This is a genomic window from Seonamhaeicola marinus (genome assembly GCF_008085455.1).
Genome location: NZ_VSDQ01000729.1, coordinates 239,191 through 257,414, shown reverse-complemented (window position 1 = coordinate 257,414; position 18,224 = coordinate 239,191). Strand labels below are relative to the sequence as shown.

The 18,224-nt window shown below is 32.8% G+C and carries 12 protein-coding genes; 6 read left to right on the top strand and 6 right to left on the bottom strand.

Annotation, left to right across the window (positions count from 1 at the left end; translation table 11 throughout):
- Together FUA24_RS22085 and FUA24_RS22080 are read left to right on the top strand one after the other, a co-directional pair.
- Window positions 1–2,985, top strand: a complete 2,985-nt coding sequence (locus FUA24_RS22085; protein WP_148545258.1) for an NERD domain-containing protein — start codon at window positions 1–3, stop codon at window positions 2,983–2,985.
- Complete coding sequence (locus tag FUA24_RS22080; RefSeq protein ID WP_148545255.1) at window positions 2,960–4,279, top strand: tetratricopeptide repeat protein; 1,320 nt, start codon at window positions 2,960–2,962, stop codon at window positions 4,277–4,279. Before FUA24_RS22085 ends, FUA24_RS22080 begins: the two co-directional genes overlap by 26 nt.
- Window positions 4,280–4,334: 55 nt before the next feature.
- Here the strand turns inward: FUA24_RS22080 and FUA24_RS22075 are convergent, their stop codons facing one another.
- The 4 genes from FUA24_RS22075 to FUA24_RS22060 all read right to left on the bottom strand — a co-directional run bounded on the left by FUA24_RS22075 (window position 4,335) and on the right by FUA24_RS22060 (window position 8,331).
- Window positions 4,335–5,789: a hypothetical protein gene (locus FUA24_RS22075; protein WP_148545254.1), complete on the bottom strand. Its 1,455-nt coding sequence runs from the start codon at window positions 5,787–5,789 to the stop codon at window positions 4,335–4,337.
- Window positions 5,790–5,793: 4 nt separating this feature from the next.
- Entirely contained in the window at window positions 5,794–6,075 is a 282-nt protein-coding gene (locus FUA24_RS22070; protein ID WP_148545252.1) for a helix-turn-helix domain-containing protein, read from the bottom strand.
- 110 nt (window positions 6,076–6,185) lie between these two features.
- Window positions 6,186–7,019, bottom strand: coding sequence for an RteC domain-containing protein (locus FUA24_RS22065; RefSeq protein ID WP_148545250.1), 834 nt, complete (start codon window positions 7,017–7,019; stop codon window positions 6,186–6,188).
- Between the two features lies 1 nt (window position 7,020).
- Window positions 7,021–8,331: a phage integrase SAM-like domain-containing protein gene (locus FUA24_RS22060; RefSeq protein ID WP_148545248.1), complete on the bottom strand. Its 1,311-nt coding sequence runs from the start codon at window positions 8,329–8,331 to the stop codon at window positions 7,021–7,023.
- A 489-nt stretch (window positions 8,332–8,820) separates the two neighbouring features.
- On the opposite strand from FUA24_RS22060, the gene FUA24_RS22055 reads away from it, so the two are divergent.
- From FUA24_RS22055 to FUA24_RS22040, 4 genes are read left to right on the top strand one after another with little or no spacing between them, the layout of a single operon-like run.
- Window positions 8,821–9,285, top strand: coding sequence for a MarR family winged helix-turn-helix transcriptional regulator (locus FUA24_RS22055; RefSeq protein ID WP_148545246.1), 465 nt, complete (start codon window positions 8,821–8,823; stop codon window positions 9,283–9,285).
- A 12-nt stretch (window positions 9,286–9,297) separates the two neighbouring features.
- The gene (locus FUA24_RS22050; RefSeq protein ID WP_148545245.1) at window positions 9,298–10,413 is read left to right on the top strand and encodes an efflux RND transporter periplasmic adaptor subunit; all 1,116 of its coding nucleotides are present in this window, start codon (window positions 9,298–9,300) and stop codon (window positions 10,411–10,413) included.
- A 3-nt stretch (window positions 10,414–10,416) separates the two neighbouring features.
- Window positions 10,417–13,599, top strand: coding sequence for an efflux RND transporter permease subunit (locus tag FUA24_RS22045; RefSeq protein ID WP_148545244.1), 3,183 nt, complete (start codon window positions 10,417–10,419; stop codon window positions 13,597–13,599).
- Complete coding sequence (locus tag FUA24_RS22040; protein ID WP_148545243.1) at window positions 13,586–14,905, top strand: TolC family protein; 1,320 nt, start codon at window positions 13,586–13,588, stop codon at window positions 14,903–14,905. Before FUA24_RS22045 ends, FUA24_RS22040 begins: the two co-directional genes overlap by 14 nt.
- Before the next feature lie 29 nt (window positions 14,906–14,934).
- Here the strand turns inward: FUA24_RS22040 and FUA24_RS22035 are convergent, their stop codons facing one another.
- Together FUA24_RS22035 and FUA24_RS22030 are read right to left on the bottom strand one after the other, a co-directional pair.
- Window positions 14,935–15,189 carry a hypothetical protein gene (locus tag FUA24_RS22035; RefSeq protein WP_148545242.1) on the bottom strand — a complete coding sequence of 85 codons (255 nt, stop codon included), beginning with the start codon at window positions 15,187–15,189 and terminating at the stop codon, window positions 14,935–14,937.
- Between the two features lie 346 nt (window positions 15,190–15,535).
- Window positions 15,536–18,151: a TonB-dependent receptor gene (locus FUA24_RS22030; RefSeq protein WP_148545241.1), complete on the bottom strand. Its 2,616-nt coding sequence runs from the start codon at window positions 18,149–18,151 to the stop codon at window positions 15,536–15,538.
- Between the last annotated feature and the right edge of the window lie 73 nt (window positions 18,152–18,224).

Genomic DNA, 18,224 nt, shown 5'->3' with positions numbered 1-18,224 from the left:
ATGCCAATAAAAGTTTACCGAAATAAGTTTGAACATGTTCATGAAAATATATTTTTCAGAAAATTAGCTTTGGAGTTAATTGAGCGTTATAAATATAGCAAAGGACAATATGCGTTCATTGGAAACCCTGTAATTACCGACCAAGATGGTCAAAGGGTTGCGCCAGATGCCCTATTTATATCCTCATCTTCTTTTGTGATAATTGATTTTAAGAATTATTCAGGAGAATTAGAATTACCCGAACCAGAGAATTTTCAAGTAGAAAATTGGACAATTAATGGGAAGTCGGTAAAAGGAGGGAATCAGAAAAATCCATATATACAACTTTCAAAGCACAAACAAAAAATTGGTGATTATATAATCTTTAATAAGGCAAAATTTTTAAGTAAAAACTCAAAATTTCATACAAGGTTTATTGATTGTGTTGTTAGTTTTACTAGTGAAGTAAGCATAAGTGGTGGCATACCTAATGAGGATAAAAACTGGTTTTTCATTACTGATAAAAATACAGTTCTACCAACACTTGAGGATATTACTTCTACAAGAATAAATTTAAGTGATGGTGATTTAGAAAGACTGGCTCACTTATTTAGTACTACTTTATGGAATCCTGAAGACAAGTTTAAAGTAGATGAGGAGCAAGATTTAAAAAGTGAAATAAAATATAGTTTAACAGCTGAACAGAACAATGTTTTTGCTGAGGTGGAAAAATTCTTGAAGAACGATGAACAACAGATATTAATTCTGTCTGGGTCGTTTTCATGTGGTAAGACATTTTTAATCAATCATATAATCAACAATATACCAAAAAACACAATTAAAGGTTGTGAAGTTCTTGCTCCCCATAATCGGATTGCGAGAAATGTTAGAAAGCAGGTGGAATCGGTAAATACCCTTTACAGTTATGTGTTTAAATTTTCAGAAGAAATAGAGGTTGAAGTTAATGACAAAGAGTTAGAAATTGAATTAGAAAATGATGAATCAGAAGGAGAGTTAACAGATACAAAATTGATTTTTAATATTAGGGAAAATAACGACCCAGAATCTTATCTCTATATTGTTGATGAAGCTCATCATTTAACAGACTCAGGTTTTATAAGTGATAATATCCAGTTTGGAACAGGATATCTTCTGTCCGATTTTTTGACTTTTGCCAATATCGCAGAAAGTAAGCGCAAGATTATTTTCGTTGGAGATAGTTATAGGCTTGGTTATGGCAGTTATGAAGAATCAGCTTTATGTTCGAGCTATCTAAAATCAAATTATTTCCTTGACTGTAAAGAATTGGAAATCCCACCTTACCCACCTACAAATAATAATATTGTTAAGCAAGCATTTAAAATAAGAGGACAAATAATTAAAGACCAATATAATCAATTGGAGTTAATTGATTCGGATTTGGTAAAGGTGTCAAAGTCAGGTAGTCATTTGAAGGAGTCAATGGCAAAGCACTTCGGAAATGAATTGTACAATACTAAAATTTTATCTTACTCTAATGATAATATTTCACAATCAAATAATTGGGTTAGAAAAAACGTATTGAATAAAAATAATGAACTCGAAAAGGGTGATATTCTACTTATAGAGAATGACGTTGTTGTTGCTCCCGATAACCCGTTTGCTGTTCCTCAACGAATTTTTAAAGGTGAGTTTGCAGAGGTAATTACTGTTGGTGATGAAATTGAGCCCATTACACTACCATTCAAAGGGAGGAAACCTGTTGTAATTAAGTATAGGGAACTTAGGTTAAAATTAATTGAAAGAAACTTGGAGGTTTCCGTTCTTAGTAACCTTAACTACTGGGTTTCAAAAGATATATCAAAAGAAGAATATATTGCTCAGAGGATTTATATTAGTAGGAAGATTGGAGAGCAAATAAAAGAAGAAAAAAATTCTTCTGAGGATTGGAGAGAGTTCAAATTATCACAAAAATATTTGAGATTTGAAAATACTGTGAAAGAGCTCACGGATGCTGAAGCCCGAGGAGAGCAAGTTAAGACTAAATTAAAAGAAGCCAAGGCTGGTATCAATCGTCTAGAAAAACAGTTTTGGAAAAAGCGGAGAATTGAACTTAATCGTGAAATTAAATTTCATGATAAGTATATAAATGCTTTGAATTTAAATTACGGTTATGCTTTGACAGTCCACAAAGCACAGTCATATAAATGGAAGAATATTTTTTTTAACTTAAATCCAGACGGACGAGGTACTTCTAATAAGCAATACTTTAAGTGGGTTTATTCAGGGATAGGTTGTGCTGTCAAAAGACTATTCTTGATAAATCCCCCATATATAACTCCTTATTCAAAATTAGAATGGAGAGATAATCACAATTGTACGGTCAAAAATGAAAATTCTGATTTTTTTCCTTTTACTGAAGAAACTCCAGTAAGGTTAATCGATAAGCCTAAGTCTTTTGAAGACAAAGATGATGTGTTATATCATTTTTATTGCTGGATTTCAAGAGAACTAGCTTCATTAGGTGTGATTGTCAATTCTGTATTACATCATAATTATGCTGAGCACTACAATATTGAAAATTCTAAAGGAGACAGAGGTAAACTAATAATTTACTATGATGGTCAAAATAGATTCAAACGACATCAAATTGTTACATCCACTAATGATGAGTTTAAAAAAGAGGTTGACGAATTTTTAACTATGATGAAGTCAAATTCTATTAACCTCTATAATTCAGGACTCAATTTTAGTGATGCTTTATTTGAAAAACTGTATGACCATATTAAATCAGATTTAGAATCTAAAAATATTGAATTAGTATCAGTAAAAGAGGGGAAATTCTCGGATAGATTCATTTTTAAGTCAGATGACGATTTGTTAATGTTAGACGTTTTTTTAAACTCAGAGGGTTTCTTGACAACAGTTTATCCAATTAAATGCAATAGTGCTTCTCTTTATGATGAGTTGAAAATTATTTTTTATGACTTTATAGATAAAAATGGAAAATCAATTACAGAAAGCTAAAGAACTAAGGCAAGAAAAAAAATTTGATGAAGCGGTTGTTTTGTATGAGCAATTATATGAAGGTGAGTCTGTTGTCTTTAATCATTGGGATATTTGGAGTTATGTCCATTCGTTAAAAAATTGTGGTCAATTAGATAAGTCGATTGAGCTTTCTGAAAGGTATGTGGAAGGGTTTCCAGATTTTGAGTTAATAAAAAATAATTTGGTTTGGGCGTATTTCGATAAATATATAAGAAACTTTAACTCTGATTTTATTGTTGAAATAGAAAGAGCTTTAAACCGAATACATGAATTAAATGGTCAGCAGGAGGTAAGCGAAAATAACAATATTCCGTGTCCATTTACAATTGGGGTATTTAAGGTTTTAAAGCACTTTAGGAGACCAAATTTTAATTTGTTTAAAACGAGGTACTGGATTGATAAGATTTCTCCTGAAAAGCTTTCAAGAAGAGAGCAATCCATAGAACAAAATGGCGTTGAAAGAAAATTAGCATCAGATTTTGAAAAGTATTATTCTTATCTGATTTCTCTACAATATGGGGAGGGGGCTTTCGAAGAGTGTATTAAAAGTGCAGAATTGGCATTAGAAACTATTACTAATTTCCATTATAACAATGCTAATTGGTTTAAAAGAAGAATGGCTTTAAGTTATTTTGAGTTGGGAGAACTGGAAAAAGCAGAAGAAATTTTAAAACCTTTAGATAAAGGAACAAATGAAAAATGGTTTATCGAATATGAGTTAAGTCAAATTTATTTCGAACAAGGGAATTTTGATAAGTCTCTTGAATTTGCTTTAAAGGCTGCTAAGAACTTTGGGGATGATTTTATGAAAGTTAATTTATTTACCCACCTTGCTAGGATATTTTATAAACAGGACAAATTTGAATATGCTAAAGAACATGCCCAATTAGTTATCTGTATTAAAAAGGATAATGGGTCACAATTAGATTCAAAACAAGAAAAGTTGATTGCCTTTTTTAAACTGGACAAGAATTCTTCTATAGGCTTGAGAGAGCAGAAGAAAATTGTTGAGGATATTTGGAATGATTTGTTGTTCGATGGTCAACCAATGAATCATGGTATAATATCTAAAATACTCCCAAATGGTAAAGCAGGTTTTATAAGTCTTAATGATAGTCGGGAATCATATTATTTCAGTTTTCAATCTATAAAACAAGGGAGGAGATTTGCTAAAGAGGGAAAGAGTGTTAGTTTTTTTCTAAAAGAAGGGTTTGACAAAAAAAAGAACGAGATTAAAATGAATGCATGTGAGATAATTGTTTTGAAGAATTAAATCTGTTTTAAATGCAAGGGTTTGTTTTTCAGAAAGTAGCATGTTTAAATTTTAATTAAAAACATGCTACATTAGGGGTAATAAAATTATTATTATCTGTATTCTTTATTTCTTTCCAATCTTCTAATTCTATTTTAGGTTTAATACTTGTTAGTTCCTTGATAATAGATTTCATTTCTTTTTTCAGTTGAGACACAAACTTTGTAGTCGTTGCTAAAGCATCATGAATACTAAATAATGGCATTTCTGGATATTTTACATGAATCTCCTTTGCTACACAATCTAAAAGTATGTGAGCTTCAATATGTTGTAAAAGAAAGGAGAAATTAATTTTGTTTTCATCAAGGCAAACGAAAATTTTATGGATACTAGGATAAGTTTCTCTAAATACTTTTGCTTCTTTTATTGTTGTTTTTGGTTTACTGTAGAATATTTCCATTAATACAGCTTTAACGAGGTCTCGGGATGTTTTATATTCTTTTTTTGTTCTGTGCCGTTTTTCTATTTCTCTTTTCTTCCGACTTTTTCTCTTTTTGTTTCTTTTGTAATTAGAGACCATTCTATAAGGTTGTCCTTTTTCATCGAAACTAATATTTAGTTTTTTCTCAAATTCGTCATACAAATCTTTATTTAAAACAGTGAGTACAAATTCTCTTAATTCATTAATGTCTAAATCTAGATTAAAGAGTTTATTTATTGTTGTTTCGTCAAGTATTTCAATGGCATTTATTTGTTTAAGCAGTTGTTTGTCTTTCTTTACAATTGCAACAATCAGTACGCAAAGAAAAAACGGCTGAGAGGTTTTTAAATCTACTCCAACAATAGGATGCCCGTCATATCTGATATGCTTTCTTATAACTTTTGGTGTTCTAGTTAGGTTAGTGTGAAGTCTGTTGTCTGAGTTTGGTTTGATAGAATACTTCCATTCTTGTTTTATAAATTCTTTTATTAGTACCATGCTGGCATTTCTTTTCCTTTTGGCTTTAGCAGTGATTGTGTTTTGGTTAATTTCGTTAAAAGCCTCTATTGCATTTATTGTCAGCCTATCGTCAAAGAATTTTACAAGGTGTGGTCGTTTTACTTGGCAAAACTTATTTTTTTCTTGTTGTATTGAATCTCTTCCACTGCTATCGAACTTTTTCAAAAGAGTTATACTCTCAATGTTATAAGATACTAGAGGAGAGGTCAAAAATCTAGCTGATAGGACAAAGCTTTTACATTCATGAATATCTGCTCCATAGTCTTTCTCTTTTTTAATGAAATCTTCTTTTACAAAAAATGCAAGATACTTGTTATATGAAGCGTGATAGCTTTTTAGTCTTTGAGAGTCTATTGAAATTATGTCCGTTTGCTCTTCTTCCCTAAAATTGGTAGGAATGCTGTTAAACAAGCTTAGAAAAAACACTGCAACATCTAGTTTTAATTTTGGTTTAGGGTTGTTGCTGTTGTGTTTTTTAAGTGCAATAGTTAAATCTTCTAAAAGCTGCTTTTGAATTAGTACGGTTTTCATAGCTCTATTGGTTTAACTCAATAAGAGCTTGTTCAACTTCCCTTCTTATGTAATATCTTCTTCCTCCTAATCCGTAGATTTTAAGTTTGCCTTCCTTAGTCCAGTTACTAACTGTTTGAGGATTTGTTTTCAATAGTAAGGCAACTTCTTTTCTCGAAAGATATTCGGTAGGTTTTGTTTGATTAAGAGATTGTTTTAGTTCTTCAATTTCTTTTTTTAATAATTCCAGAGGCTTTAGTAAGTCATCTGGCTTTAAGCTGTGTAGCTGTGTGATAATATTTGACATCGTAATGGTTTTTACATTAAACGATGCTAAATTACACAAACACCTAAAAATCAATTAGTTAGTAAATAGTTACTAACTATGAATTTTAACATGTTTTAACTAAAACTCCGTTATTTAAGTCTATCAAGAATTGATTTTCTTAGTGAACTATCTAACATTGGGATGAATACGGTTTCGTCCTTTACTCGATTCCTAATGTCTGCTTTGTATTTCTCATGATATAGCTTGTCGATATTGAAAAGATTGGCTAAATAGTCGTAAAATTTCTTTTCGGATATTTCCCCGACCCCTTTTCCAATATTAACACTTTTGCTTTCAATAAGTGCCATTGCTAGTTCAACTAAATGGGTTGGTTTGGCATTCCATTTTAATTTGGAGTTATCAATTTTACTTATTGATAAATCCCTCAAGTTATTCTTTATTGATAATTTTTCAGTGCCATTGTCTTCTTTAGAGAATGTGACGGTAAAGTCATTGTCTTCTAAAATCCCGATTAAATATTCTTTAGCTCTATCAACAGAATAACCAATAGACTTGATTAGTTTAATATCCAAATAATTTGGTAACTTGAAGTGAATAAGCTTATTCAATTCGTCATGAATGAAATCATGTTCTTTTGAATCTTTGTATTCAATTTGAAAAGTTTTTAATCTTGATTGATATGTCTTTTCGTATGTGTCGAATTCACATCCCAAGAAGTATGTGTTGGATTTGTTAAGAGCCTCATATTCTCTTTTAAACTTATTACATATTGATGCTTCGTACTGATATTCAGGGGATGCTTTTGCTTCTTTTTCTAACTCTTCCAGAGAATGGTTTGTCTCTGGTGGTAAATTATCACCTTTAGGGTTTGTTATTATTTCAATGCTTCGCTCAATATCTTCCAAATAGCTTTTGTATTCTCTCTCTACTTTAAGAGTCTCTCTAAATTCTTTAGGTATCATTTTAATTAGCTTCTTTAATAACTGTTAGTTTCGGTTCTTTGCGTTCTTTGAGTCCTTTTGTTTTGTAATACTCAAGAAATGCTCCAATATGAGTGTCTTCAGCTTGATTAATATAATTTAAAAAGGTGCTTTCTTTCTTGTGACCTGTAACTTTCATTATAAGTGGAGTTGGCATTTCCCCGTAATGTAAAGAGGCAAAAGTCCTGCGTCCAACATGAGTGCTTAAGTATTTATATTTTGGTCGTAGTTTCTTTACTCCTCTTCTTCCTTTTTCTTGGATTCTTCCCATAATCATATCGTCTATGCCTGCTTTCTCTCCAATTTCTTTGTAATGTTTATTTAATTTTTGAATTGAAACTGTATATGGCAGTCCATTTTCGAAAATTTCTCTGACTTTGGGTAATACTGGAATATTAATAGGTATGTTTCCTTTTTTCTGAATTATTTTTATTATCAAGTCTTCTCCATAAGGTTTAAAGTTTTCCTCGGTAATTCGGGTAGTCAAAGCCTGTCCTCTTTGACCAGTGTAGCATCCTAATATAAGCCATTTACGAGCATTGATTAATGCTTTGCTAGTTAGTTCTGTATTTTCAATTTTTTCAATCTCTTGGGCTGTTAATGCAATGACATCCATGTCATCGTCGTATGCGGAAGCTTGTTTTGTTTTTATACTGTCAAGGTCAATTGCAACATCTATTCCTTTTCCTTTAGCATATTTGCAGATGCCTTTTAAGTCTGACAATTTTTTGGTGGAATAAGTTGAAGAGTAATTCTTGGTTTCTAAAAGCCAAGTTTTGATTTCGTTAAACTTATTGCTGTTAAGTTCCTTAATTTTTATTTTTCTTTTACCTTGGAATTCATTGAATAATTCTTTGAGTCTCTTATATGCATTAATCCGACATGTTCCTAATCCTATCCCTCCTTTACCATTTTCCCTTGTGGGTGCTTCGTTAATTATTTGTTGAATTACATCTATAGTGTATTCACTAAAATTATGTTCAGTTGAAGGATTGTAATACAAGTGAACTTGGTGAGTTAACCATTCTTTTGATATGTCATTTATATCTGTTTCTTTAAAAGCTCCAAGAATGTGGTTTTCGATATTCTGTAACTCTGTATTAACCTCAAGCTGTTGTTTTTTGAGTTGTGCATCTTTGGTGTTTTTAAAGTGTTTTTTCCAATAGTCTTTTTCAACCTCGTACTTAACCTTAGAACTAAAGACATGGTCAGTGTCGTTATGTCTATATAATAGTCTAAGGGTAAGAGGTGCTTTCAGCTTTGTAGAACGGTAAAGAAAGTTGACTGTTGCCATGACATTAGAATTGGTTTAAGTACAAAATTAATAAAATTGTACGGTATTTGTACGGTTAATTTTGTTTTCTTTTTTGTTTATTTGATTTTTTAACTTTTCAAAAACTCCTTATTTCATTGGTTTTTTGGCGTTGTTATTCGTGTTTAAAGGGTTTGTGGATGTAAATGTGGTAAAATAAAATAAATGGTTTCAAGTCCCGTCCAGACCGAAAGAATTGCTAAAAGCCTTAACAACCTTAAGGCTTTTTTTGGCAATAAAAAGAAGTTGTGTTGTTTTATCTCAATACCAATTGAGATAAAAAAGGTTGAAGTACTGAAACCAATTCAGTAATAAACCAATGGAAAGCTTTCCTTTTTTCTTTATTGAAAATTGGGATGCTTTTTTGTTTTTACTCCCTCTGTATTTTAAAATTCACGTAACATAAAATTTTAACAAAACATTATTAGTTGCACGTGCAACTAAATTTATCCAAAAACGTAGTTTTGCATCATGAAAAAAGAAGAGAACCCTATAGACTTTGAGAGTTCTTTGGGGCCATGGCTTGGTAAAACGGTTAAAATGGTTGAATACCATATGCAGGAACTGTTTAAAAAAAACGGTTTAGACCTTACAAAAGAGCAGATGGTAGTCCTTAAAAAACTACATGAAAAAAATGGGATGAGCCAAAATGAATTGGCGCGTTTAACCTTTAGAGATAAGTCATCCTTAGCACGTTTGTTATCTAAGATGGAGAAGAAAATGTACATCTTTAGAACACCAGATGAAACAGATAAACGTGTTAATCAAGTGTTTTTAACACCAAAAGGTATTGAGATGATGCAAAGGGCAAGACCGATAATAAAAAATATGATTCAGAATATGGAGCAAGGGGTTTCATTATCTGAGAAACAACTCATAATTCAAACTTTAAAAAAAGTTCAACATAATATAAATTCAAGTATTGAATCATTATAACTAATCAAAAAAATGAGGAAAATTATATCAATTGCGTTAGGAGTTTTGTTGATAGCGGGCACCATTTTTGTTGCTAAATCTATGATAGATAATAAAAAGAAGCCAAAGCCAAAATTCAACAAAGTTGTTAAAACGGTTTTTGTAGATAAGGTTGTTAATAAAGAAATACCCATAGTAATAACAACCAGCGGCAATCTAATAGCTAAAAACAAAATAGATTTATATGCTGAAGTACAAGGAGTATTAAAACCGTCTTCAAAAGAATTTAAACCAGGATCGGTATACACCAAAGGCGAGCATATTATTAGAATAAATAGCGACGAGTTTTATGCAAACTTGCAATCTCAAAAGAGTAATTTCTATAATAGTATCACCTCTATAATGCCAGATATTCGCTTAGATTATCCTAAAGAATATGCTAAGTGGCAGAATTACCTCAATAGTTTTGACTTAAACGGTACTACGCCTAAATTGCCTAAGATGAATTCCGATAAAGAAAAATATTTTATTTCTGGTAGAGGAATTAATACTGCTTATTACAATGTGAAAAACTTAGAAGTTAAACTAGGTAAATATAATTTAAGAGCGCCTTTTAAGGGTGTTTTAACCGAGGCTTTAGTAACACCAGGATCTTTAGTTAGAGTCGGACAAAAATTAGGAGAGTTCATTGATCCTAGTGTTTATGAGATGGAAGTATCGGTTAATGCAGAGTTCGCCGATTTACTACAAAAAGGAAACGAAGTGATCTTACATAATCTTGAAAAAACCAAAACTTACAAGGGCAAAGTTGTAAGAGTAAATGGAAAGGTGGATACCGCTTCACAAACCATAAAAGCCTTTATAGAAGTTGCTCACAAAGACTTAAAAGAAGGCATGTATTTAGAAGCTAGTTTACAAGCAAGAAGTGAAAATAATGCTATTGAAGTTTCAAGAAAACTATTGGTAGATAATAAACAGCTATATGTGGTTAAAGATTCTGTTCTAGATCTTATAGAAATTACTCCTGTGTATTTTTCTGCAGAAAGCGCAGTCATTAAAGGTGTGGACAATGGAACGCTTATGTTATCCAAACCAACCCCAGGGGCATATCCTGGTATGTCTGTGAAAATATTTAAAGGTAAAAAATAGACTATGAAAAAGCTTATAGGATATTTTATAAAATTCCCCGTTGCGGTTAATGTACTCATTTTTGCATTTATTGTTTTTGGAGTCATTGGGGCAAAGTCTATTAACTCTTCCTTTTTTCCTCTTGTAGATTCCCAGCTAATTAGGATTAATTTGTTTTATCCTGGAGCATCACCCTCAGAGATGGAAGAAGGTGTTGTACTTAAGATAGAAGACAATCTAAAAGGTATTGTGGGGGTAGAACGTGTAACGTCTATTTCTCAGGAAAATACAGCTACAATTAGTGTCGAAACTGAAAAAGGAAAGAACATTGATGTTGTTTTGGCTGAGGTTAAAAATGCTGTAGATAGAGTGCCTTCATTTCCTAGTGGAATGGAGCCGCCAGTAATTGCTAAGGTTGAAAGTATTCGTTCTACCATAAGTTTTACTTTAAGTGGTGATAACATACCTCTAAAAACACTAAAACAATACGCAAGAACCATAGAGAATGATATTAGAGGCATTCCTGGAATTTCGCAAGTAACTATCTCCGGATTTCCAGAGGAAGAAATTGCTATTTCGGTTAGAGAAAATGATTTAAGAGCATACAACTTATCGTTTCAAGATGTTGCCAATGCGGTAAGTAGAACAAACATCTTAATAACTGGTGGAAATATTAAAACCAGTGAAGAAGACTACCTAATTAGAGCAAGAAACAGATCTTATTATGGCAATGAATTATACAACGTTATTGTAAGAGCAGAACCCAACGGTAATATTATAAGGTTAAAAGATGTTGCCGATGTAGAGGATACGTGGTCTGAAACACCAGAGCGTATCTTCTTTAATGGCAAAAAGGCCATCAATATTACGGTTAATAATACCAATAATGAGGATTTAATAGTTTCGGCTGCAGATGTTAGAAATTACATAGATAAATTTAATCAGCAGTATGATAATGTAGAACTTAATGTTTCTAGTGATCAATCTATTACATTAAACCAACGTACACAATTATTAATTGAGAATGCCATAATGGGAGTGTTATTAGTACTGCTATTTTTGGCGGTGTTCTTAAATGCGCGCTTAGCATTTTGGGTAGCTTTTGGTATTCCAATTTCATTCTTTGGAATGTTTATACTAGCAGCTCAAGTTGGGGTAACAATTAATGTGTTATCACTTTTCGGAATGATTATAGTTATTGGTATTCTGGTTGATGATGGTATTGTTATTGGCGAAAACATTTATCACCATTACGAAATGGGGAAATCACCCATCAAGGCCGCTATAGATGGTACAATAGAAGTATTGCCTCCGGTTGTTTCAGCTTTGCTTACCACTATGATTGCCTTTTCTACGTTTTTCTTTTTAGACGGACGCATAGGAGAGTTTTTCGGAGAGGTTTCAACCGTAGTTATATTAACCCTATCGGTTTCTATGATTGAAGCTTTGGTAATTCTTCCAGCTCACGTTGCACATTCTAAGGCGCTTCAAAGAGAAAATAGAAAACCTAATAAACTCAATGCATTCTTTATTAAGCTGAATAAAGGTGCCGACAAATACTTAAATAGATTTAGAGACAAATATTATGTGCCTTATTTACGCTTCTTTTTAAAGCATAAGTTTTTAGGATTTGCCATACCAATAGCCTTAATGATTTTTAGTATTGGTGCTATTGGCGGTGGAATTGTTGGGACTTCGTTTTTTCCACGAATAGCCAGTGATAGAGTTTCTATTGAACTTAAAATGCCCCAGGGAACCAATGAAAAGATTACAGATTCTATAATATCCGTAATTGAAGAAAAAGTATGGGAGGTTAATGGTGAATATGACGAAAAGGATTTTGATAATCAATCTGTAGTTCAAAATGTTATAAAGGGTATTGGTCCGGGAACCTCAAATGCAAGACTAACGGTTAATTTATTACCAGGGGAGTTGCGTGGGGATTTGGCATCCCAAGAAGTTACAAATAAGATTAGAAATAAGGTTGGAAGAGTATATGGTGTTGAGAGTTTAACCTTTGGCTCTGGCGGAAACTTTGGAGGAAGCCCTGTGGCCGTGTCCCTATTAGGGAATAATATTGAGGAACTAAAAGCTGCAAAAACTGAATTAAAAGCTGAATTAGCTACGAATTCCATTTTAAAGGATATCTCCGATAACGATCCAGCAGGAATTAAAGAAGTGCAAATCCAGTTAAAGGATAAGGCACATATGTTAGGGCTAAACCTTCAAACGGTTATGAGTCAGGTACGTTCTGGATTCTTTGGTTTCCAAGCACAGCGTTTTCAACGTGGACAAGATGAAATTAAAGTTTGGGTGCGCTATAAAAAAGACAACCGCTCATCAATTAAAGATTTAGATGATATGTGGATCAGTACGCCCTCTGGAAATAGAGTGCCCTTCTCTGAAATTGCCAGTTATCATATAGAACGTGGCGATGTTGCTATAAATCATTTAGAAGGCAAACGCGAAATACAAGTAACGGCAGATTTAAAATCTAAAGATGATTCTGCTACAGATATTCTTGAAGACATAAAAAATCGAATTATGCCAGAGATTGCCTCTAAATATCCTACAGTGTCCGCAATGTATGAAGGTCAGAACAGAGAAGCTTCAAAAGTAATTAACTCGGTTAATTTTGTGGCGCCTATCATCTTCATTCTTATTTATATGGTTATCGCATTTACATTTAGAACTTATAGTCAACCGCTGCTATTAATGCTAATGATTCCATTTAGTTTAATTGGAATTGTGTTCGGCCATTTTGTGCACGGATTTATGATTAATATTTTATCATGGTTAGGTATTATAGCCTTGTTGGGTATTATGGTAAATGACGGACTTGTATTAATTGGAAAATTTAACGGGTATTTGCGCGAAGGAATGCCATTTAATGAAGCTTTGGTTCAAGCGGGTAAATCTAGATTCAGAGCTATCTTTTTAACATCTTTAACTACCATAGCGGGACTAGCGCCTTTGCTTTTAGAAACAAGTAGACAAGCGCAGTTTTTAAAGCCAATGGCAGTTTCTATTTCGTATGGAATAGGTATTGCCACAATTTTAACACTTGTGTTTTTACCATTATTACTATCGGTCTCAAATTCGGTTAAGGTCTTTGTAAAATGGATGAGAACAGGAGAGAAAGTGACAAATGAAGAAGTGGAACGCGCTATTATTGAATCAAAATTTGAAGAAGATGAATTGCACTAAAACCATACTATATGTTTTCCTTTTATTAGGAATTCAGCAGTCTATTGCTCAAGAGGTACTTACTAAAAAGGAAGCTCTAGAAATAGCCTTAGAAAACAACTACGGTGTAAAGATTGCTAATAACAATGTTGAAATTGCCAAAAACAATACGAGCCTATATAACACAGGATATTTACCAACATTATCGGCTAGTTCGGGTGCTAATTACAGTAAAAATAATCAAGAAGTTGAGCAGCAAAACGGTAATGTAATAAGTATAGACGGCGCTGAAACTAAGAGTTATAATGCGTCATTAAACTTAAACTATACCTTATTTGACGGCTTAGGGAGAAAGTACAATTACAAACAATTAAAGCAGACCTATAACTTAACCCAATTACAAGCCAGAGAAACTATTGAAAACATGTATTTGCAATTATTTTCAGTGTATTTTCAAATTGCGAGGCTTTCCGAAAATACAACGAATTTAAAAGAAGCTTTAGATGTTTCTAAGCAACGTTTAGAACGTGCCAAATACCAATACGAATATGGCCAAACCACTAAACTAGAATTATTAAATGCCGAAGTGGATGTTAATAACGATAGTATAAATTACATATCTACGAAACAATCCTTTCAAAATGCTAAGCGCGATTTAAATATAGTTTTAGGTGTAGATAAAGACGTGGCTTACAATGTTGAAACCTTAGTGGATTTTATCGTGTTAGAACCTTTTGACGCATTGTTAGTTAAAGCTCTAGAAAGCAATGTAAATCTAAATCAAAATGACAAGAATATTGCTATTAATGAGTTTAATATAAAGATTAACAGGTCTAGTTTTTTACCAAAGGTAAATCTTAACAGTTCTTACGGTTGGAATAAAAATATTAATCCAGCAACATCTTTTGTGGCAGGATCTAATTCTACAGGTTTAAATGCAGGCATTAATCTGTCTTGGAATCTTTTTGATGGTGGAAGCACTAAAACAAGAGTGGCTAATGCTAAAATAGCCTTAGAAAATCAAAAAATATTGAAACAGCAGCAAGAGGAAACCTTAGAAAACACATTAAAAAACGCTTACGAATCTTATAAGAATGCACTGTTTGTCTTAGAAGCCCAAAAGAAAAATGTGGAGACTAATACCAACAATTTTGAACGCACACAAGAACGTTATAAGTTAGGGCAAGTAACCTCAATAGAATTTCGTCAAGCGCAGATAAACCTTTTAAATGCTAAAACGGCTTTAAACAATGCGGTCTTTGATGCTAAATTGCTGGAGCTTGATGTATTGCAGTTATCCGGTGATATATTAAATGTAGCCTTTTAATTTAAATACACTGAAATTAAGAGAGGTAGCTAAGTATTTAAAAAATGTTTAAACTTAAGTGTTTGCAAAGAGTTGTCATCCCATTTTCCATATGACAACTTTTCGTTTTTCATGTTTAATTCAATTCTTAGTACAACTTCTTTGAGCTCCTTGTTTACATAGGTGAATTTAAAAACCCCATACTTTTTTGAGCTTTCCGATTTCACAAGTTTAAATGAGGAAAACTCCTTGAAGTCTTCTAAGGTGTTTATAAAACCATCAATAATTAATAAGGGTTTTTGCAAGGCGTAGGGTTTATTAAGTTACTTTGCAAAGTTAACTAAATATCAATTTAATGTTATGTAATTGTTGTTTAAAAAACAGCTTGAATTTACTATTGTAAATTAACTTGGGTACGATAAAAATATTGCTGAAAATGAGTTGTTTAAATCTAATTGTTTAAGATCTGCTTCTCTTTTTTTAACCGATGGGAGAAAAATGTATTGAGAAGTCTTGGCTTTAGAGGTTCTCCATACAATTTCTTCGTGCCTCAGAAATCATGCGAACTAACAGTTAAATTTTTATCTCTAAAGGCATTTAACTGTGTTATAAAAAAGCCCGCTTTTGCGGGCTTTTGGTTTGATATTATATTTACTTAAAGTGTTTGTTTCCTTGGAAATCTTTAGCTTTCTTCTTCTTGCCTTTCATGTTTAAGGCGTAGGTAATACCTAATTCAAATACAGGTCCGTTTCGTTCATAAAGCGTCTCTTGATAGAAAATTTGCTGGTTAGCAGCATTAAACGCATTCGTATCTAACCCTGTGTCATTTTGAGCAAAAATATCTAAACCTCTTAGCGCAATATCCCAAGCCTCGGTAGGTTGGTAACTTAAGGCAATATTAGACACCGTAAAGGCATCATTTTGACCTTGAGATGTTACCGTATTAGAAATTCTACTAAAGTCGTAGGTAAACCTAAGCTTATCAGAAATTGTAAAATTGGCATTGCCTTTTAAGGACCAGTTGGTGCTGTTTTGGTCAACATCAAAACCAAATACTTCACCTTTAATTTGGTAATTGTATAAGGAACCACCAATAAAGAATTTAGCCCAAGAACTTGGTATAACATTTATATTTAATTCTGCTCCTAAGGAGGTAGAGTTTCCTGCATTGGTATACGATCTAATTAATACATCTTCACCTAAAATGGCATTTAACTCTGGGTTTTCAACAGTTGTTGTTACAGTATTTACTCTAAACACCGTATTATCCGTTCCCCTGTAAAATCCTGTTAAACTAAAGGTGTTTTTACCTGCTTTAGTTTCATAAGTTATCTCAGCGTTGTTTAAATATTCAGATTCTAGTTCCGGATCTCCTACAACATAAACCTCAAAATGTCTACGGTATAAAAAAGGCGCTAATTTAGTTACAGAAGCACGGTTTATCCTTCTGCTTCCAGCAAGTGTTATTTTGTTAGCATCATTAATAGCATAGCTAAAGTGTGCCGAAGGGAATAAGTCTAATTTATTTTGAGTATATTTTTTTTGTAAATCTGCTCCAAAAATCGGTACATAATCTGTGGTGCCGTTTTCTAAAGTTTGATCACCATACTCGGCTCTTAAGCCTAAAATATAGCTTAGCTTTCCTCTAGTAGCAGTATAGTCTGCATAGGCGGCGTAAACAGTTCGAGTTAAATCAATAGTATTGTCTAAATCTTTAGTTACTAAGGTATTGTTGAATTTAAAGGCACCTTCAATATTGGTGTATTGTATCTGCGCTCCCGTTCCAAAGGTGCTGTTCTCATCAATTTGTTTTTCGTAATCCGTATTAAAACGTAATCCCTTTAAAGGCGTACTGTCCGATAACGAATAATCATCGGCTTGAAACGCATTGGCATAATCGTTTACCACATCGTTATCCACCTCGGCTCTTGAGTTATAGAAGTAATTTTTATTGTTTAAAGCTCTACTTAATTTAGACGTTTCATAGGCCGCGGCCATTTTAAAACTTGCATTATTTGGTAACTCAACCGCGTAGTCTAAGTTAAACGTATTGTACTTTCCGTACCTGTCATCTACATTAGGGTTGTACATAAACTGCTCAGTAGCGGCGTCTTTATTAGATTGGTCGGCGTCTGCATAAAAGGTATTGTAAATGTAGTATGCTGCCCTTCCTTCGTTTCTATTGCCGTAGAAATAAGAAAACGAAAGCTTTTTGTTATCAGCTAAATCTAAATCAATACCAGCATTTGCTGTGTAGTTTTCATACCATTCCGGACGCTCTCCATTTTTTGCGTTCATATGGAAGAAATCGCCCTGTGGTTCGTTTACAAATACACGAGCCTCTCCAGAACGCTTTCCATTTACATTTTTCATGTTATAGTTAAAGCCTCCGTAAACGGTAAGGTTTTTGGCGCCATAGGTAATGTTAAATCCGCCACCATAACGATCGTCTTTTAGTTTATGTTTACTATAAACATCGGTTAGGTTTGCCCAAGGCGCTCCACCTAATAGACCATTAACAGAAACAGATAATCCTTGGGTACTATTTTTCTTTGTAGTGATATTAATAATACCGCCTTTTCCTTGTGCATCATAACGCGCTGTTGGTACGGTAATGACATCTATTTTACTAATATTGTTAGATTGAATTTGGCCTAACAAAACCGAAGGTTTAATGTTTGTTGGCTTTCCATTTAAATAGACCATAAAATCACTTGTACCTCTTACAGAGACGTTGCCTGTTGGATCTACAGTAATAGAAGGCAGTTTGTTTAATACATCTGCGGCATTTCCTCCTTTTGCAGTTTCAAAATCACTAGCATTATATACTTTTCTATCTATTTTGGTTGTGGCAGTTTTAGTTTGTGCTTTTACAGTTACAGCGTCTAAAGATTCTAACTGAGGCTGAATTAAAATAGAACCAACATTAACATTAGAAGCTGTTTTAGATACGATAACATTAGCTTCTGTTACGGTTTGGTAACCTATAAACGATACTTTAACGCTGTACGCGCCAAACTTTAAATTGCCAATGGCGAAAGAACCATCTTCTGAAGAAATAGCTCCCGAAACCGTTTCTTCCGAATCGTTAAGAATTACAACAGTTGCAAAGGGTATAGCATCATTAGTAGCGCTATCTACAATTTTACCTGTAATACTACCTCTTTGAGCAAAAGTTATGGTTGTAAATAAAAGAAAAAAAGCAGTTACAAACCATTTGTTTTGCAATGCTAAAAGATTTGAAGTTTTTTGAGTTGATGTTACCATTATTAAATTGTTCCGAATAGGTGTTCTTTTAAGCCTACAAATGTAAACTTTACAATAGATATTTGTTGTGTTT

Bases quoted from the DNA above. Each gene is read 5' to 3' on its own strand.
- FUA24_RS22085 (WP_148545258.1), top strand. From the start codon at position 1: ATGCCAATAAAAGTTTACCGAAATAAGTTTGAACATGTTCATGAAAAT.
- FUA24_RS22080 (WP_148545255.1), top strand. From the start codon at position 2,960: ATGGAAAATCAATTACAGAAAGCTAAAGAACTAAGGCAAGAAAAAAAA.
- FUA24_RS22075 (WP_148545254.1), bottom strand. From the start codon at position 5,789: ATGAAAACCGTACTAATTCAAAAGCAGCTTTTAGAAGATTTAACTATT.
- FUA24_RS22070 (WP_148545252.1), bottom strand. From the start codon at position 6,075: ATGTCAAATATTATCACACAGCTACACAGCTTAAAGCCAGATGACTTA.
- FUA24_RS22065 (WP_148545250.1), bottom strand. From the start codon at position 7,019: ATGATACCTAAAGAATTTAGAGAGACTCTTAAAGTAGAGAGAGAATAC.
- FUA24_RS22060 (WP_148545248.1), bottom strand. From the start codon at position 8,331: ATGGCAACAGTCAACTTTCTTTACCGTTCTACAAAGCTGAAAGCACCT.
- FUA24_RS22055 (WP_148545246.1), top strand. From the start codon at position 8,821: ATGAAAAAAGAAGAGAACCCTATAGACTTTGAGAGTTCTTTGGGGCCA.
- FUA24_RS22050 (WP_148545245.1), top strand. From the start codon at position 9,298: ATGAGGAAAATTATATCAATTGCGTTAGGAGTTTTGTTGATAGCGGGC.
- FUA24_RS22045 (WP_148545244.1), top strand. From the start codon at position 10,417: ATGAAAAAGCTTATAGGATATTTTATAAAATTCCCCGTTGCGGTTAAT.
- FUA24_RS22040 (WP_148545243.1), top strand. From the start codon at position 13,586: ATGAATTGCACTAAAACCATACTATATGTTTTCCTTTTATTAGGAATT.
- FUA24_RS22030 (WP_148545241.1), bottom strand. From the start codon at position 18,151: ATGGTAACATCAACTCAAAAAACTTCAAATCTTTTAGCATTGCAAAAC.